General features: G+C 61.7%; 15 protein-coding genes and 1 pseudogene. 7 read left to right on the top strand and 9 right to left on the bottom strand.

Going from position 1 to position 14794, the window contains the following annotated elements; all coding sequences use genetic code 11:
• Positions 1 to 300, bottom strand: a pseudogene (locus A3764_RS02710) (type I secretion system permease/ATPase); the annotation flags it as partial.
• 145 nt (positions 301 to 445) lie between these two features.
• On the opposite strand from A3764_RS02710, the gene A3764_RS02705 reads away from it, so the two are divergent.
• Both A3764_RS02705 and A3764_RS02700 read left to right on the top strand, forming a co-directional pair.
• Positions 446 to 1192 (top strand): MlaA family lipoprotein, encoded by a 747-nt coding sequence (locus A3764_RS02705; protein WP_236627998.1) that lies wholly within the window; start codon positions 446 to 448, stop codon positions 1190 to 1192.
• On the top strand, positions 1170 to 1778 hold the full coding sequence (locus A3764_RS02700; RefSeq protein ID WP_443069024.1) for an MlaC/ttg2D family ABC transporter substrate-binding protein: 609 nt from the start codon (positions 1170 to 1172) through the stop codon (positions 1776 to 1778). Before A3764_RS02705 ends, A3764_RS02700 begins: the two co-directional genes overlap by 23 nt.
• A 50-nt stretch (positions 1779 to 1828) precedes the next feature.
• On the opposite strand, the gene A3764_RS02695 is transcribed toward A3764_RS02700, so the two are convergent.
• Positions 1829 to 4057 carry a transglycosylase domain-containing protein gene (locus A3764_RS02695; protein ID WP_067924370.1) on the bottom strand — a complete coding sequence of 743 codons (2229 nt, stop codon included), beginning with the start codon at positions 4055 to 4057 and terminating at the stop codon, positions 1829 to 1831.
• A 252-nt stretch (positions 4058 to 4309) separates the two neighbouring features.
• Between A3764_RS02695 and A3764_RS02690 the strand changes: the two genes are divergently transcribed.
• Complete coding sequence (locus A3764_RS02690) at positions 4310 to 4648, top strand: P-II family nitrogen regulator (RefSeq protein ID WP_067924365.1); 339 nt, start codon at positions 4310 to 4312, stop codon at positions 4646 to 4648.
• 17 nt (positions 4649 to 4665) lie between these two features.
• A complete protein-coding gene (locus tag A3764_RS02685) occupies positions 4666 to 5976 on the top strand; it encodes an ammonium transporter (RefSeq protein WP_201722174.1) in 1311 nt (436 codons plus the stop codon).
• Positions 5977 to 6080: 104 nt separating this feature from the next.
• Here A3764_RS02685 and A3764_RS02680 read toward each other — a convergent pair whose 3' ends face one another.
• The 3 genes from A3764_RS02680 to smpB all read right to left on the bottom strand — a co-directional run bounded on the left by A3764_RS02680 (position 6081) and on the right by smpB (position 8691).
• Entirely contained in the window at positions 6081 to 7265 is a 1185-nt protein-coding gene (locus A3764_RS02680; protein ID WP_067921221.1) for an amino acid aminotransferase, read from the bottom strand.
• On the bottom strand, positions 7265 to 8122 hold the full coding sequence (gene sseA, locus A3764_RS02675) for a 3-mercaptopyruvate sulfurtransferase (protein ID WP_067921224.1): 858 nt from the start codon (positions 8120 to 8122) through the stop codon (positions 7265 to 7267). Before sseA ends, A3764_RS02680 begins: the two co-directional genes overlap by 1 nt.
• Positions 8123 to 8202: 80 nt before the next feature.
• On the bottom strand, positions 8203 to 8691 hold the full coding sequence (gene smpB, locus A3764_RS02670) for an SsrA-binding protein SmpB (protein ID WP_067921226.1): 489 nt from the start codon (positions 8689 to 8691) through the stop codon (positions 8203 to 8205).
• Positions 8692 to 8870: 179 nt separating this feature from the next.
• On the opposite strand from smpB, the gene A3764_RS02665 reads away from it, so the two are divergent.
• Positions 8871 to 9569 (top strand): SGNH/GDSL hydrolase family protein, encoded by a 699-nt coding sequence (locus A3764_RS02665; protein ID WP_067921228.1) that lies wholly within the window; start codon positions 8871 to 8873, stop codon positions 9567 to 9569.
• On the opposite strand, the gene A3764_RS02660 is transcribed toward A3764_RS02665, so the two are convergent.
• Together A3764_RS02660 and A3764_RS02655 are read right to left on the bottom strand one after the other, a co-directional pair.
• On the bottom strand, positions 9566 to 10129 hold the full coding sequence (locus A3764_RS02660) for a DedA family protein (protein WP_067921230.1): 564 nt from the start codon (positions 10127 to 10129) through the stop codon (positions 9566 to 9568). The genes A3764_RS02665 and A3764_RS02660 overlap by 4 nt on opposite strands.
• 39 nt (positions 10130 to 10168) lie before the next feature.
• Positions 10169 to 10987: a sulfotransferase family protein gene (locus A3764_RS02655; RefSeq protein ID WP_067921232.1), complete on the bottom strand. Its 819-nt coding sequence runs from the start codon at positions 10985 to 10987 to the stop codon at positions 10169 to 10171.
• A 145-nt stretch (positions 10988 to 11132) separates the two neighbouring features.
• Here A3764_RS02655 and A3764_RS02650 point away from each other — a divergent pair, with 145 nt between their 5' ends.
• Entirely contained in the window at positions 11133 to 12710 is a 1578-nt protein-coding gene (locus tag A3764_RS02650; protein WP_067921233.1) for a DUF5928 domain-containing protein, read from the top strand.
• 8 nt (positions 12711 to 12718) lie between these two features.
• Positions 12719 to 13099, top strand: a complete 381-nt coding sequence (locus A3764_RS02645; RefSeq protein ID WP_067921235.1) for an HIT domain-containing protein — start codon at positions 12719 to 12721, stop codon at positions 13097 to 13099.
• Between the two features lie 98 nt (positions 13100 to 13197).
• On the opposite strand, the gene A3764_RS02640 is transcribed toward A3764_RS02645, so the two are convergent.
• Positions 13198 to 13827: a DUF1523 family protein gene (locus A3764_RS02640; RefSeq protein WP_067921237.1), complete on the bottom strand. Its 630-nt coding sequence runs from the start codon at positions 13825 to 13827 to the stop codon at positions 13198 to 13200.
• Positions 13828 to 13947: 120 nt separating this feature from the next.
• The coding region (locus A3764_RS02635) for a M24 family metallopeptidase (RefSeq protein WP_067951126.1) at positions 13948 to 14794 on the bottom strand (847 nt) is incomplete at its 5' end.

The raw sequence follows: 14794 nt of genomic DNA, 5'->3' as shown, positions 1-14794 counted from the left end.
CATATCCGCATCGAAGGCCCGCGCTTCGGCCCCCCGGCGCCATTCCGCAGCGAGGAACCACATGATCCTGCAGCGCCCCCAGTCGATCACCGCCATTGTTGCGTAAAGAAACACCATGAGCAGGGTCAGCGAGACGAGCGTTTCGACAGAAGCGGAACCAAGCACCCGGTCATAGACCTGCAGCATGTAAAGCGGCCCGGTGAGGGTAAGGAGGTTGGTGAAGACGCCAAAGAACACGACGGCGAAAATCAGCCCCCGCGTCGTGCGCGGCCCGCTGCCGGAATCGTTTTCGTGGTGCATCGGGTCCCTTCCCCGGATAGATTGACCCGGATGTGCGGCCGGTCACTTCCCGAAACTGTCATGGCGGGGTAAAGGAACGGTTGTCTGCCATTCCCGCCGCATCGTTTAGCGGAAACCAGATCGTCACGCCGGACAGGAGACCTCTTTGAAGCACCTCATTTCCTCGCGGCCCCGCACGGGCTTTTCCATTCTGCTGATGGCGGGCCTGACGCTGGCGGGCTGTGCCGCGCCGACCATTCCCGCGGGGGACGGCGCTATCAACGACCCCTATGAGGCGCGCAACAGGCAGGTCCATGACTTCAACAAGCGGCTTGCCGGTTCCGGCACGGGCGGTGTCGCGTCCCGCGTGCCGCCAGAGGTGCAACACCTCGTTCACAACGTCGCTGACAACCTCGCCATGCCGCAGATGGCCGTGAACAGCCTGTTGCAGGGCGATCTGGCGGATACCGGGATCGCCGTCTCCCGTTTCGCCGTCAACAGCGTCGTCGGGATCGGCGGGCTGATCGATGTGGCGGGGGAATTCGGCGTGCGCGACGTCGAAACCGATTTTGGCGAAACGCTGCATGTCTGGGGTGTGGGCGAAGGCGCCTATCTGGAACTGCCGGTAATCGGCCCCTCTACGCAGCGGGATGCCGCCGGTCGGGTGGTCGACCTCTTCACCAATCCGCTGACCTATGTTCTGGATAGCCCCGAACGTTACGTCGGCCCCTTGGCCAGCATTGCGGACCGGGTGTTCAAGACCTCCCGGCGGGGTGACGTGATCGACGATGTTCTTAACAACAGCGCGGACAGCTATGCGCAGGCGCGGCTTATCTATCTGCAAAAGCGCCGCTACGAATTGTCCCGCGCCACCGCCACGGAGCTTGAGTATGACGATCCCTATGCGAACTGACACCACACGCCGCGCCCTTCTGGCGGGGGCCGCGGCATGGGGGCTGTTCGCGCGCCCCGCCTTCGCGCTGAGCGCCGAAGAGTCGACGGCCTTCATCCGGCAGCTCGTGGCGGACATCGATGCCGTCATCGCGGCAGGCGGGTCAGAGGCCACCATGATCGGCAAATTCGAACAGCTTTTCCTGCGCTACGCCGATGTGGGCATCATGGCCCAATATGCGCTGGGTGCGGACGGTCGCCAGGCGACCGCGGCACAGAAGCAGGCGTTCGCCAACGCATTCGCGGGATATATCTCCCGTAAATATGGCAAGCGGTTCAAGCAATTCATCGGCGGACGGATCGAGATTGAGGGCGCGCGGCGGATCAAGCCCGGGTACGAGATCAAGACGACGGCCTATCTTCGGGGCGAAAGCCCGATCGAGGTTATTTTCCTCGTTTCCGACAAATCGGGGCGCGGCCAGTTCTTCAACATGTTCATCGAAGGCGTGAACCTTCTGCTGACGGAGCGGGCCGAAATCGGTGCCATGCTGGATCGGCGCGGGGGCGACATCGATCAGATGACAGCCGATCTCAGCCGCGCGGGCTGACGGGCAGCCTTACGCACCGCATAGCTGCAGCCGGGCAACCGCTTTCAAGGTCAGCGATCCCCTCGCTGAGGTGCTGTACCCGATGCGCCCGGGTTGCTCGACGGGCTGCCGAAGATATCCCGCAACACCTGATCGATGATCGTGTCGTTCCGCCGTGGGGCGCTTCCTTGGGCGGGCGCGGCGGGTTGCGTCGGCTGCGCTTCGGTGTAGCGCGTGCTGGGCAGGGGCGTCATCATCGGCAGGGGATTCATTGGCAGGCCTTCGTGCACGCGCAACATGACCTCACGCCAGATGTCAGTGGGCAAGCCGCCCCCCGTCACCCCCTCCAACGGGGTGTTGTCGTCATACCCCATCCAGACACCGGTCACATAGTCGGCGGAAAACCCGATGAACCATGCGTCCTTGGCAGCCGACGTCGTACCGGTTTTCCCGGCGAGTTCCCGGCCCCCGAACTGCCCACGCTGGCCCGTCCCTTCGGAAATGACCTTTTCCATCATGTAGACCAGTTGGCGCGCCGCTTCTTCCTGAATCACCCGTTCACCGATGCCGCCGCCTGTCCCCATGAGCGGTTCTGAATCCCCCAACAGGCGCAGATCGATCAGACCGTAAGGCGTGACAGAGGAGCCGCCATTGAGGATACCGGCATAGGCACCCGTCATCTCCAGCAGCGTGCTTTCGGAGGCGCCCAGCGCCAGCGCCGGCCCCGCGGCCAGATCGCTCTTGATCCCGAACTGAGAGGCGACCTGACTGACGATCTCACGTCCCACATTCTCCGAAATCTTGACCGCCGGAATATTGAGCGATTCCTTGAGGGCCTCGGTCAGGGTGACCGCCCCCTTGAAGTTGTTGGTATAGTTCTTCGGGCACCATTCACCGGAGCCGGGAATATTCAGGCAGTAAGGCGCATCCTCGACCAGATCGTTCGGGGAATAGCCCAGATCGAGAGCGGCGGCGTAGACGAAGGGCTTGAAGGCCGAACCGGTCTGGCGCATGGCCTGCGTTGCCCGGTTGAAGGCCCCCGCCACCTTTGTCTTGCGCCCCCCCACCAGCGCGCGAACGGCGCCATCGGCAGACATCACGACAATCGCGGCCTGCGCCTTCGATCCTTCGCGCACCTTGTTTTCGAAGATGGCACGCAGACCGTCCTCTGCCGCCTTCTGGATGCGCTGATCCAGCGTCGTCTTGATGATGACGTCCTCGGTCGTGTTCCGGGTGAAGAATTCAGGGCCGGAAGACATGACCCAATCGGCGAAATAGCCACCCGCTTCCGCCTCCGCGGCCTCCGACAGCTGAGCAGGATTGGCGATGGCGTCTTGCGCTTCGGCCTCACTGAGGTAGCCCTGTTGCCGCATAAGGCGGATCACCGTGGCCGCGCGCTCCTGCGAACGGTCAAGGTTGTTGGTGGGCGACAGGGTGGTCGGCGCGGTCAGCAAACCCGCCAGCATGGCGCCTTCGGCGGGCGTCACCGCCGCAGCGGGCTTTCCGAAGAACCGCTGGGATGCCGCTTCGGCCCCGAATGCACCGCCGCCCATGTAGGCACGATTGAGATAGATCGACAGGATGTCGTCCTTCGAATACTTGGCCTCCATCGCCATGGAGAAGAGCGCTTCCTTCGCCTTGCGCTGCAGCGAGTTGCGGCGGCATTCGGCTTCGTATTCCTTTTCGGTCTGGCCACTGGACGGTTCATAAGGTTCGCCCAGGCAGAGAAGTTTCGCCGTCTGCTGGGTGATGGTCGAGCCGCCATGGCCCTGAAGCGGCCCGCGCCCTTCGCTCAGGTTAATCCGAATGGCTGACGCGATGCCCCGTGGGCTGACGCCGAAATGACGGTAAAAACGCCGGTCTTCAGTGGCGATGACCGCATTGCGCAGATGGGGCGACACGCTGTCGGCGGTGACCACGCCGCCGAATTGATCCCCGCGCCACGCAAAGACATCGCCTTCGCGGTCGAGCAGGGTGACCGATCCGCGCGCGCGCCCATCGAGAAGCGCCTCCAGCGGCGGCAGGGTCGTGTAGATATAGCCGACCGCCAGCGCGAGCACGAGCACTGCAACTGCCGTCACACGCCAGGTGATCGTCCAGATCAGGCGCATGATCCACGCGACCAGCGCACTCAACCAGCCAAGCGGACCACGTCTGCGCGGCCTGCGCGGCGCTGCACGACGGCTCCTGCCCCCCTTTGCAGCGGACTTGCGCGTGGTCGCGGCGGTCTTCTTGCGCGCATTCTTGTTATACCGCTTGTCTGCGACGAGGGGTCGTTTCCGCTTGGATGAATCGCTCATGTACTGCCTGCCCGGGCCTGATTTGCGCGCATCTTATCGATCTCCGCGGGGAATGTTTAGCGAATAGGCACGACATTGCCGACCAGTATTTGCCGCATAATTGGGCACAATTTTGCATGTGCCTATTTTTTGTGCGGCAAGGTGCGACAAGCTGTTCGCGCGCCGCCCCAACCTCTTCCCGTATGAACCGATCCGCACTTTGCTGCAGCAGCGAAATGCAGGTTTAGCCTGCCAACGGAAAGGGCACCAAGGGTGAAACTCATCATAGCAACCATCAAGCCGTTCAAGCTGGAAGAGGTCCGCGAGGCGCTGACAGACGCGGGTGTACGCGGCCTCATGGTCACCGAGATCAAGGGCTTCGGCGCGCAATCCGGCCACACGGAAGTCTACCGGGGGGCCGAATACGTCGTGAACTTCGTCCCCAAGATCAAAATCGAAATGGTCGTTGCCGACGCAGTGGCGGAACAGATGGTCGAGACCATCGCGAAGGCCGCCCACACCGGCAAGATCGGCGACGGCAAAATCTTTGTACTGGACGTGGAGCAGGCGCTGCGCGTGCGGACCGGTGAAACCGGCGACGAAGCCATCTGATGCAAACTCTCAAGGAAATGAAAATGACATCCCCGAACCGCTACATACTTGCCGCCGGGCTAGCCTTGGCCCCCTCCCTGGCCGTCGCCCAGGATACCGAATTCGCTACTCTGGCCGACACGACCTTTATCTTCAACACGCTGCTTTTCCTGATCGGGGGTTTCCTCGTGTTCTGGATGGCCGCCGGCTTTGCCATGCTCGAAGCCGGGCTGGTGCGGGCCAAGAACGTGACCACGCAGTTGACCAAGAACATCGGCCTCTTCTCGCTCGCGGCAATCATGTATTGGCTGGTCGGCTACAACCTGATGTATCCCGGCGATGGCTGGATCATTCAGGATGTGCTGGGGGGCTTCGGCACGAAGGACGTCAAGACGACGATCGACGCCGGCGGCTATTCCAATGCCTCCGATTTCTTCTTTCAGTTGATGTTCTGCGCCACGACCGCCTCCATCGTTTCCGGCACCATGGCCGAACGCGTGAAGCTCTGGCCCTTCCTGATCTTCGTGCTGGTGCTGACCGGGTTCATCTATCCGATCGAAGCATCCTGGCAGTGGGGTGCGGGCTTCCTGAGCCAGATGGGTTTCTCGGACTTCGCGGGCTCCACACTCGTCCATGCGACAGGCGGTTTCGCGGCATTGGCCGGGGCCATCGTGCTGGGGCCGCGCCTTGGCAAGTTCGCCAAGGATGGTCGCGTCGTGCCGATGCCCGGCTCGAACCTCGCGCTGGCCACACTGGGAACGTTCATCCTGTGGCTCGGCTGGTTCGGCTTCAACGGGGCGTCCCAGCTGGCGATGGGAACGATCGAAGACGTGGATGCCGTGGCGCAGATCTTCGCCAACACCAACATGGCCGCCGCAGCGGGTGCCGTTGCCGCACTGGTGCTGACACAGGTCATGTACCGCAAGGTCGACCTGACCATGGTGCTGAACGGTGCACTCGCCGGTCTGGTTTCCATCACCGCCGGACCGCTTGACCCGACCCTCTTCGGGGCGCTCTGGATCGGCGCCGTGGGCGGTGTGATCGTCGTATTCACCGTGCCGTTCCTCGACAAGCTGAAGATCGACGATGTCGTCGGCGCAATCCCCGTGCACCTGCTAGCCGGGTTCTGGGGCACGCTCGTGGTACCCGTCTACACGGCAGGCACGTCCTTCGTGACACAGATCATCGGGTTCGCGGTGATCGGGGCCTTCGTCTTCGGTGTATCGCTGGTGGTCTGGCTGATCCTCAAGGCGACCATGGGTATCCGCGTCGACGAGGAAGCGGAAATCACCGGCCTCGACATGAGCGAGCTGGGCATGGAAGCCTATCCGGAGTTCGCCCGCGGCTGATCCATCCAGTCCGTCCAAGAAAAGAGAAAACCCGCGCCGTCGAGCGCGGGTTTTCCGTTTGGATGCCTCCGGCGGAAGTATTTTCGATCATGAGAAGGGGAGCGTCAGATACCCACCTCGACGATTGCCCGCGCAAGGATCGGTACGGTCTGGCTGTTGAGGCCCGCAATGTTCATGCGACTGTCGCCGACCATGTAAATCCCGTGCTTTGCCCTGAGCTCCTCCACCTTGTCGGGGGTGGTGCCGAGCCGGGAAAACATGCCCCGATGCTGCGCCAGAAATCCGAAGCGGTCCGACCCGGACAGATCGCGCAGCGTATCGGCAAGCTGGCGGCGCAGCCCCAGCATCGTGTTGCGCACCTCTTCCAGTTCTGCCTTCCAACCGGCCCGCAGCGCCTCGTCCTGCAGGATCATGGTCACCACGCGCGCCCCGTGATCGGGCGGAAAGCTAAAATTCTGCCGATTGAGGAAAGCCAGCGTTCCCTGATTCAGGCCACGCGCCGCGGGTTCCGCGGAAATGGCCATGAGCAGCCCGGTGCGTTCGCGGTAGATGCCGAAATTCTTCGAACAGCTCGCCGCGATCAGGCATTCGGGCACCGCCGCCGCGATTTTCCGCGTGGCGGCGGCATCCGCATCCAATCCGTCACCGAAACCCTGATAGGCGATGTCGATCATCGGCAGGGCGCCCGTTTCGCGGAGGATTTCGATCACCGTGTCCCATTCCGCATCCGTCGGATTGGCGCCGGTTGGATTGTGGCAGCAGCCATGCAGCAGCACCACGTCGCCCGCGCGCGCCTTACGCAGATCGGCGCACATGCCGTCGAAATCGACGCCGCGCGTTTCCTCATCGAAATACCGGTAAGGCACGACTTCCATCCCGAGGTAGGACAGGATGGACAAATGGTTTGGCCATGTCGGGTCTGACACGAAAACGCGCGCCTCGGGCCGTGCCATCCGGATCAGTTCGAACGCCTGACGCACTGCCCCGGTCCCCCCGGGCGTCGCAGCCGCGGCGACAGTCTCCCGCGGCACTGCATCGCTTAGGATCAGCCCGATCATCGCATCGGCGAAAGCCGGGTCCCCGGCAAGGCCGGTATAGACCTTGGTATCCTGAGCCTCCCAGAGCCGGTGCTCCGCGGTTTTCACGGCGCGCATGACCGGGGTCAGCCCGTTCGCATCCTTGTAGACGCCCACGCCCAGATCGATCTTGGTCTCACGCGGGTCATCCCGATAGGCCTGAACGAGGGCGAGTATCTTGTCAGCAGGCTGCGCCTTGAGCGTTTCAAACATTACGAAGCCTCCCCCTTGGCGATGGGCATGGTGGGCGCCATGCCCCATTCCGCCCAGGACCCGTCATAAAGCGACCAATCCCGATGGCCCAATCGCTCAAGCCCGAGGGCGAGGATCGCGGCGGTGATGCCGGACCCGCACGAGGTGATGACTGGGCGCGACAGGTCCACGCCTGCGGCCTCGAACGCCGCGCGCAATTCATCGCCGTCCTTCATGGTCTGATCATCGTTCAGAAGCTCGGTGTAGGGCAGGTTGCGCGCGCTGGGAATATGCCCCGCCCGCAATCCCGCGCGCGGCTCGGGCGCATCGCCCCGGAACCGTGACGGTGATCGCGCATCGACGATCTGTGGATTGCCCAGCTTGGCCGCCTGCGCGACTTGGGTGACGTCCCGCACCAGTTGGTTCTGCAGACGCACTGTCATGTGCCTGTCACGCGGAATGGGCGGCATGTCCTCGGTCGGATGCCCTTCGGCCACCCACTTGGGCAGCCCCCCGTCGAGAACGGCGACATTTTCCTGCCCCATGAGCTTGAAGAGCCACCAGACCCGCGCCGCCGACAAGAGCCCGGCCCCATCGTAGACCACGACCTGATGCCCGTCGCCCACGCCCATGGCGCGCATCCGCGACATGAACTTTTCGACCGGTGGCGCCATATGCGGCAGGTCGGAGCGACCGTCGGAAATATCGTCGATATCGAAAAAGCGCGCGCCGGGGATATGGGCAGCCTCGTATTCGGCTTTCGGATTGCGCCCCGCGTCGGGCAGGTACCATGACGCATCCAAAAGGCGCAGATCAGGGTCCTTGAGGTGTTTGGCAAGCCAGTCCGTCGAGACCAGCGTCTTGGGATCGTCAGGCATGGGCAGCCCCCCTTGCAGCGGATGTGCCTCTGCCTACCGCCGCGCGCTGCCCCTGACAAGAGCGCCCGCCCCGCCCTTGTTCAACCGTGATCCTTGAGCAGGCGGGCCTTCTGCCGCGCCCAGTCGCGCTTGGCCGAGGTTTCTCGTTTGTCGTGGTTCTTCTTGCCCTTGGCGATGCCCAGCTTGATCTTGGCCATTCCCCGGTGGTTGAAATACATCACCAGAGGAACGAGCGTCATGCCCTTGCGCTGGGTCGCATTCCAGAGGTTCGCCATTTCCTTGCGGGACACCAGAAGCTTTCGCCGGCGTCGTTCGTCATGGCCGAAGGTCTTTGCCTGCTTGTAGGGGGCGATATAGCTGTTGACGAGCCACAGCTCGCCATCTTCCACCGCCGCATAGCTTTCCGCGATATTGGAGCCGCCCATGCGCAGGGATTTGACCTCGGACCCTTCCAGCACGATGCCACATTCGATGTCGTCCTCGATGGCATAATCGTAGCGGGCGCGGCGGTTTTCCGCGATCACCTTGTAGTTCGGATCGGATTTCGAAGATGATTTTACCTGCGCCATGCCCCCCGATGTAGGGCGATGACAGGAAGGACGCAAGCGCGCGCCGCTCCGAGCGGAGGACGCATTGGCCAGCGCACCTCCTTACCCGTATCTTTCCCGAAGGGGAGCATAGATTCGCCATCTTTGCGGCCTTTAGTCGTCACCTCCTGCACTGCTGAAACATAGCCAAGGATACCGACATGCCCAACGTGCTCAGACACCTCGCACTATTGCTGACACTGACCTTTGTACTGGTTTCCTGTTCGGAACGGGTGGGGAGCGAGAAAGGCGCCCGGATCATCACACTTGGAGATTCGCTGCTCGCCTCGAACGTGGGGGAAAAACGCTCCGTCTCCAACATGTTAGAGGCTGAACTCGGCGTTCCCGTGCTCGACCGCTCCGTCGTGGGAGCGCAGATGCATTATATGCTGCCCATTTCCGGCGCGCTCGGCATGAGCATCCCCAAACAGTTCGTGCCCGGCCCGTGGGAATGGGTGATCCTGAACGGCGGCGGCAATGACCTGTGGCTGGGCTGCGGTTGCCTGCTTTGCACCGGCACCATGGAACGGCTGATCTCTGCAGACGGCAAGAAAGGCGAGATCCCGAAATTGGTACGCCGGATCAGGGCGACCAATGCCCGGGTCATTTACGTGGGCTACCTGCGCAGCCCGGGCTTCGGTTCGCCCATCGATCACTGCAAGTCGCTGGGCGACCGGATGGAGGCGCGGATCGCGCAGATGGCTTCGGCGGATGAAGGCGTCACCTTCCTGTCCCTGGAGGACCTGGTGCCTTATGGGGACAAATCCTATCATTCGGCCGACCGCATCCATCCTTCCGTCAAGGGCAGCGCCGCTGTCGGCCGGCGGGTCGCTGACATCATTCGGAAAGGCGGGCTTTAACCCCCTTTGCGCGACCGGACATAACGGATCAGTAGCGGCAGAAGCCCGGCGGCGGCCAGCGTCCCGGCAATGACGATGACCTCCCGCTGCTCCAATTCGCCGTAAAGCCGCGCTAGAAGGATCGCGAACGCCTGCCCCAGCGTGGCATAGAAAAGCGCCCAGAGCGACGACGCGACAAGCGTGATGGCCGCATAGGATGTGTAGGAAACCCGCGTATGCGCCAGCGCCAAGGGCGCGAGGATGCGCATGCCGGGAATGAAGCGGAACAGGGCCGTCACCACGTAAGGATGATCGCCCACATGGCGCAAAATCCGGCCCAGCATCCGTTTCTGCGACAGTTTGATGACCCGGGGATGGGTGCGATAGCGGTGGCCTGCGTAAAATATCAGGTTGTCCGCAGTCCATGCACCCGCCGCGATGGCGATGACCACCTGCCAAAGCGGCAGGAAGCCCCCGTGCGCCAGCACGCCGCCCGTGATGGCCGCCGACTCCCCCTCGAGGAAGCACCCCAGAAACAGGGCAATAAGCCCGAACTGGGCAATCAGGGCATTCAAATCCATCAGGGCCTGACCTTGACAGGAATGTGAAGAAAGGCGGGGTCAGTCACCCAGCTTGGCATGCACTTCAGCGAGGTCGATCTCACCCACTGGCATCTTGTTCGACGGGTTGTCGAAGTCGTATTTGAACAGGTCGAAATCTCGCTTGTAGATCTCCCGCACGAGGTGCATCGAAAGATCGTCGAAATAATCCTCGACAGGATGCGCACGCTTGGGGCCGTGCCCTTCGGATTCGTTGAAGCGCGGTATCTGGGCAAGGTCCACGGGATGCGGGGTTTCGACTGCGTCCAGCACGCTTTGCATGCCGCCGTTGAAATCCTCCGTCCAGATGATCTTGTCGTAGGTCCCGCCATTGGCAATGAACGTGCTGACATGCCCTGATTCCGCCGACCAGTGGATATCCGGATCCATCGGGCGCCGCCACCGAATGGTGTCCCGCGCGAACAGCAGGAAACGGCGGAAACTGGCGATCTGGTCGAACTCCTGCTTGCCGTCGCCGCCGCCCACTTCGATCCCGTACTTCTGGACCAGCAGCGGCACCAGCTTGCCCCGATAGCGCTTTCCGTTGCGCTGAATGCCGCAGATCTTGTCGAAAAAAGAACTGAGCACCCGGGTGTAGGGGTTGCGCACGCAGGTGAAGGCAAAGGATTTATGTCGGGTCACATTCTCCACGATCGGACCCTGCGACGCATCGAGCGCCCATTTGTGCAGCCCTGCCTTCGCGTCGTGGATATCGCCGTCGAAAAACGCGCCGTGATCCGAATAGAACATGATCTGACCGATGGTGGAACAAGCGCATTTGGGCACCACGCGGTACACCATGCTTTCGCTTTCCGTCATCCACGTTCCGGGAAAACCCATAGCACCACTCGCCTTCCACCTTGCGTCTGTTTTATGGCAACAGATCGTGACCCGCATAAAAAAGCAAAGAAATGCGGTTTATTCAATCGGTCTTCACGATTATCTAGTTCAACAAAAGCACCACTGAGGGCAGTTCGTTTCGCGCATGGCAAAAATTGCCTATATCCTGCTGTGCCACAAGGACCCCGTCGCCATCATCAGGCAGGCGGAACGCCTGACCGCCGTGGGGGACTATATGTCCATCCACTTTGACGCGAGCGCTGATCCCAAGCATTTCGCGCAGATCCAGAAGGCGCTGGCGGACAATCCCAACGTTACCTTCGCCAGGAAACGCATCCGCTGCGGCTGGGGCGAATGGTCGCTGGTGCAGGCAACGCTTTACGCTGTGCAATCGGCGGTCGAAACCTTCCCCCGCGCGACCCATTTCTACATGCTGTCGGGGGACTGCATGGCGATCAAGTCGGCCGAATACACCCACCAGTTTCTCGACGACAACGATTGCGACTTCATCGAAAGCTTCGACTACTTCGCCAGCGACTGGATCAAGACAGGCTGGCGCGAGGAACGGCTGATCTACCGGCACTGGTTCAACGAACGAACACAGAAAAAGCGCTTCTACACGATGTTCGCCCTTCAGAAACGGCTGGGCCTGACCCGCCCGATCCCGGAAGACATCCAGGTCCAGATCGGCAGCCAGTGGTGGTGCCTGCGGCGCCGCACGATCGAGGCACTGCTGGATTTCCTGAAGGAACGGCGCGATGTCACGCGCTTTTTTCGCACCACATGGATCCCGGATGAAACCTTCTTTCAAACCCTCGTGCGCCATCTCGTGCCGGATACCGAAATTCGTTCGCGCACGCTGACGTTCCTGATGTTCACCGACTACGGCATGCCAACAACCTTCTATGACGATCACTACGATCTGCTGCTGAGTCAGGATTACCTCTTCGCCCGCAAGATCAGCCCCGAGGCGCAGGACCTGAAACGTCGCCTCGGTCTGCTCTACGCGGCCGAAGGCGTGCCTTTTGAGATCAGCAACGAAGGCCGGTCGCTCTTCAAATTCCTGACGGGCCGGGGGCGCATCGGGCGGCGTTTCGTGACCCGCTTCTGGGAAACCGAAAGCACGCTGGGGCGGGAACGCGAACTGCTGATCGTGGTCTGCAAGAAATGGCACGTGGCCAAACGCGTGCTGGACCGTATTCGCCAACTGACGAACCTGCCCGCCATCGAATACCTCTTCAACGAAGAGCACACCCCCCTGCCCGACCTCGGCGGGCTGGAAAACACGCTCGAAAAGCGCACCCGCCACCGCCGGGCCCTGATGCGCATGCTGTTCGACTACTACCAGACCGACCGGCTGATCGTCTGTATGGACCCGGGCAACCTCGACCTGCTGAACGATTTCGCCTCCGACCGCTCGATCACCCGGATCCTCGAAATCGAATGCCAGTTCTCAGATGACTACCTGACCGGCCACGCCATGCGTGTCGGCCTCGCGGGGGAACGGACATCGCAGGACACCTTGAACCGGCTGCTGCCGACGATCCGCAACGACATGGTTCATGAATCCGACCGCATTCGCGATTCACAGTTCGAAAACCACGACCGGATGCGCGAAAGCGCCTCGTTGGAGGAAAACGCCGTCTCCCTTGGCCGCTTCCTGAACATTCCCCATGAAAAGGCGCTACAGATCGCCGAAACCGACTACCTGTTTGCAGATTGAGGACCCCGATGGGCTACAATTACGACGACCAGAACATTTTCGCGAAGATCCTGCGGAAAGAAATTCCGAACGACACGGTTCATGAAACCGAACACAGCCTCGCCTTCCGCGATATCGAACCGCAGGCGCCGGTGCATGTGCTGGTAATCCCCAAGGGTGCCTACGTCAGCTACGATCACTTCGCGGCAGAGGCCTCCGAGGCTGAGATCATCGACTATACCCGCGCCATTTCTGAAGTCTGCCGAAAGGAAGGCGTCGCCCTCGATCAGGGGGAAGGGTTTCGCATGATCGCCAATGCGGGCAAGCACGGGGTTCAGGACGTACCGCACCTGCACGTGCACATCCTCGGCGGTCGCCGCATGGGCCGCATGGTCGCACGCGAAGGTTAAATCGGCCGCCCCTTCACCCTTTTCCAAATACTCCCGCCGGAGGCTCCGACAGCACCGCGAAAAGCCCTCGGGGGTCAGTTTCAGGTGCCCCCGGAGCATCACCTGTCTTTGCGACGGTCGCGCCACCATGCGGCCAGCCGCCCCTGCCGGGCCGACAGGTCTTCCTCCATCCGCTCCAATGCCGGGTTCACACGGGCGTCGCGGAACCGCCGCCAGCGTACCCAGACAGCGTAGACCAACGCCAGAAACAGGGTCAGCACGATGATGCTGACAAAGGGAATGCCCTTCGAGGCATTCGGCCCATCCACGACGCGCAAGGAGACGGCGTTCGGATAGATCGAGAACAGCTCGTTACGCCAGCCGTAGTGCTTCAGCGCCACATAGACAGGTGCCCCCGATACGGACCGCAGGTCAGCCGCTTCCGCTTGCAGATTCGCGGTATCGAACTTGAAATAAGGCGGCCAGCCCCAGCCGGTATCCTCGTTGCGGTAAACCATCACATCGCCGTCCGCGCGGCGTGTCTGGATAAAGAATACATCCCGGTTCTGCATCGAACCGTCCGCCCCCGCGTCAGCCTGGGCCCAGAACAAGGAGTTCGCGCCGAAATCTATCCGCTTTTCATAGGTATCGGTAATGCGGACGATATCCGTCTGCGGCAGGGTATAATGGAAAAACGCGGCGACAAGCGCCCACAGGGAAATCCAGAACACCCATTTTGCGATCTTCATCTCGGTTCCTTCCGGCGGTGACCTATCCGTGCCGGTCTATCGGCTGCGACAACCAAGATATAGGAAGTTTCGCGCGTTTTGCGACGGTGGGACCGGCCATCGGGGCCGGTCCCTGCCCGTTCAGCCCACGACGTTGAACTCCGGCCCATAGGGATAGCCGGTGATGTTCTCGTTGCCTTCGTCGGTAATGACGAGGATATCGTGCTCGCGGTAGCCGCCCGCCCCGGGCTGGCCTTCGCCGAGGGTGAGCATGGGTTCCATGGAAATGACCATGCCCGGTTCCAGCACGGTATCGATATCCTCGCGCAGTTCCAGGCCAGCTTCACGTCCGTAATAATGGCTCAATACCCCGAAGGAATGGCCGTAGCCGAAGGTACGGTATTGCAAAAGGTCACGTTCTTGCAGGAAATCGTTGATCTGCCGGGTGACCTCCGAACAGCTCGCACCGGGCTTCAGCAGGCTCATCCCGAACTCATGCGCGGCAACGTTCGCTTCCCAGATCTTCAGGCTGGCCGGGTCGACCTCTCCGGCGAACATCGTGCGTTCGAGCGCCGTATAATAGGCCGATACCATCGGGAAAGTATTGAGCGACAGGATATCGCCGCGCTCGATCTGCCGGGCCGTAACGGGGTTGTGCGCCCCATCGGTATTGATGCCCGATTGAAACCAAACCCAGGTATCGCGGTACTCGGCGTCCGGAAAGCGTTTGGCGATCTCCAGTTCCATCGCATCGCGCCCGGCCATGGCGACGTCGATCTCTCGCGTGCCGATCCGGACGGCATCGCGGATCGCGTAGCCGCCCACGTCCGCTATGGCGGCACACTGCCGGATGAGCGCGATCTCCGCTTCGGACTTGTGCATGCGCTGGCGCATCGTCGTCTCGAAAAGGTCCACCATGGTGAGCGGTTGCAGGAAATCCTCCAGCTTGTCGCGTTGCATCAGCGTCAGATGATCGCTCTCATATCCA

The sequence above is a fragment of the Sulfitobacter sp. HI0129 genome, assembly GCF_001635395.1.
Classification (GTDB): Bacteria; Pseudomonadota; Alphaproteobacteria; order Rhodobacterales; family Rhodobacteraceae; genus Sulfitobacter.
This window is presented reverse-complemented; position numbering and strand designations above follow the sequence as displayed.

Coding starts and splice junctions, on each gene's coding strand:
- A3764_RS02700 (WP_443069024.1), top strand. CDS start 1,170: ATGACGATCCCTATGCGAACTGACACCACACGCCGCGCCCTTCTGGCG.
- A3764_RS02695 (WP_067924370.1), bottom strand. CDS start 4,057: ATGAGCGATTCATCCAAGCGGAAACGACCCCTCGTCGCAGACAAGCGG.
- A3764_RS02685 (WP_201722174.1), top strand. CDS start 4,666: ATGAAAATGACATCCCCGAACCGCTACATACTTGCCGCCGGGCTAGCC.
- A3764_RS02680 (WP_067921221.1), bottom strand. CDS start 7,265: ATGTTTGAAACGCTCAAGGCGCAGCCTGCTGACAAGATACTCGCCCTC.
- sseA (WP_067921224.1), bottom strand. CDS start 8,122: ATGCCTGACGATCCCAAGACGCTGGTCTCGACGGACTGGCTTGCCAAA.
- smpB (WP_067921226.1), bottom strand. CDS start 8,691: ATGGCGCAGGTAAAATCATCTTCGAAATCCGATCCGAACTACAAGGTG.
- A3764_RS02665 (WP_067921228.1), top strand. CDS start 8,871: ATGCCCAACGTGCTCAGACACCTCGCACTATTGCTGACACTGACCTTT.
- A3764_RS02660 (WP_067921230.1), bottom strand. CDS start 10,129: ATGGATTTGAATGCCCTGATTGCCCAGTTCGGGCTTATTGCCCTGTTT.
- A3764_RS02655 (WP_067921232.1), bottom strand. CDS start 10,987: ATGGGTTTTCCCGGAACGTGGATGACGGAAAGCGAAAGCATGGTGTAC.
- A3764_RS02650 (WP_067921233.1), top strand. CDS start 11,133: ATGGCAAAAATTGCCTATATCCTGCTGTGCCACAAGGACCCCGTCGCC.
- A3764_RS02645 (WP_067921235.1), top strand. CDS start 12,719: ATGGGCTACAATTACGACGACCAGAACATTTTCGCGAAGATCCTGCGG.
- A3764_RS02640 (WP_067921237.1), bottom strand. CDS start 13,827: ATGAAGATCGCAAAATGGGTGTTCTGGATTTCCCTGTGGGCGCTTGTC.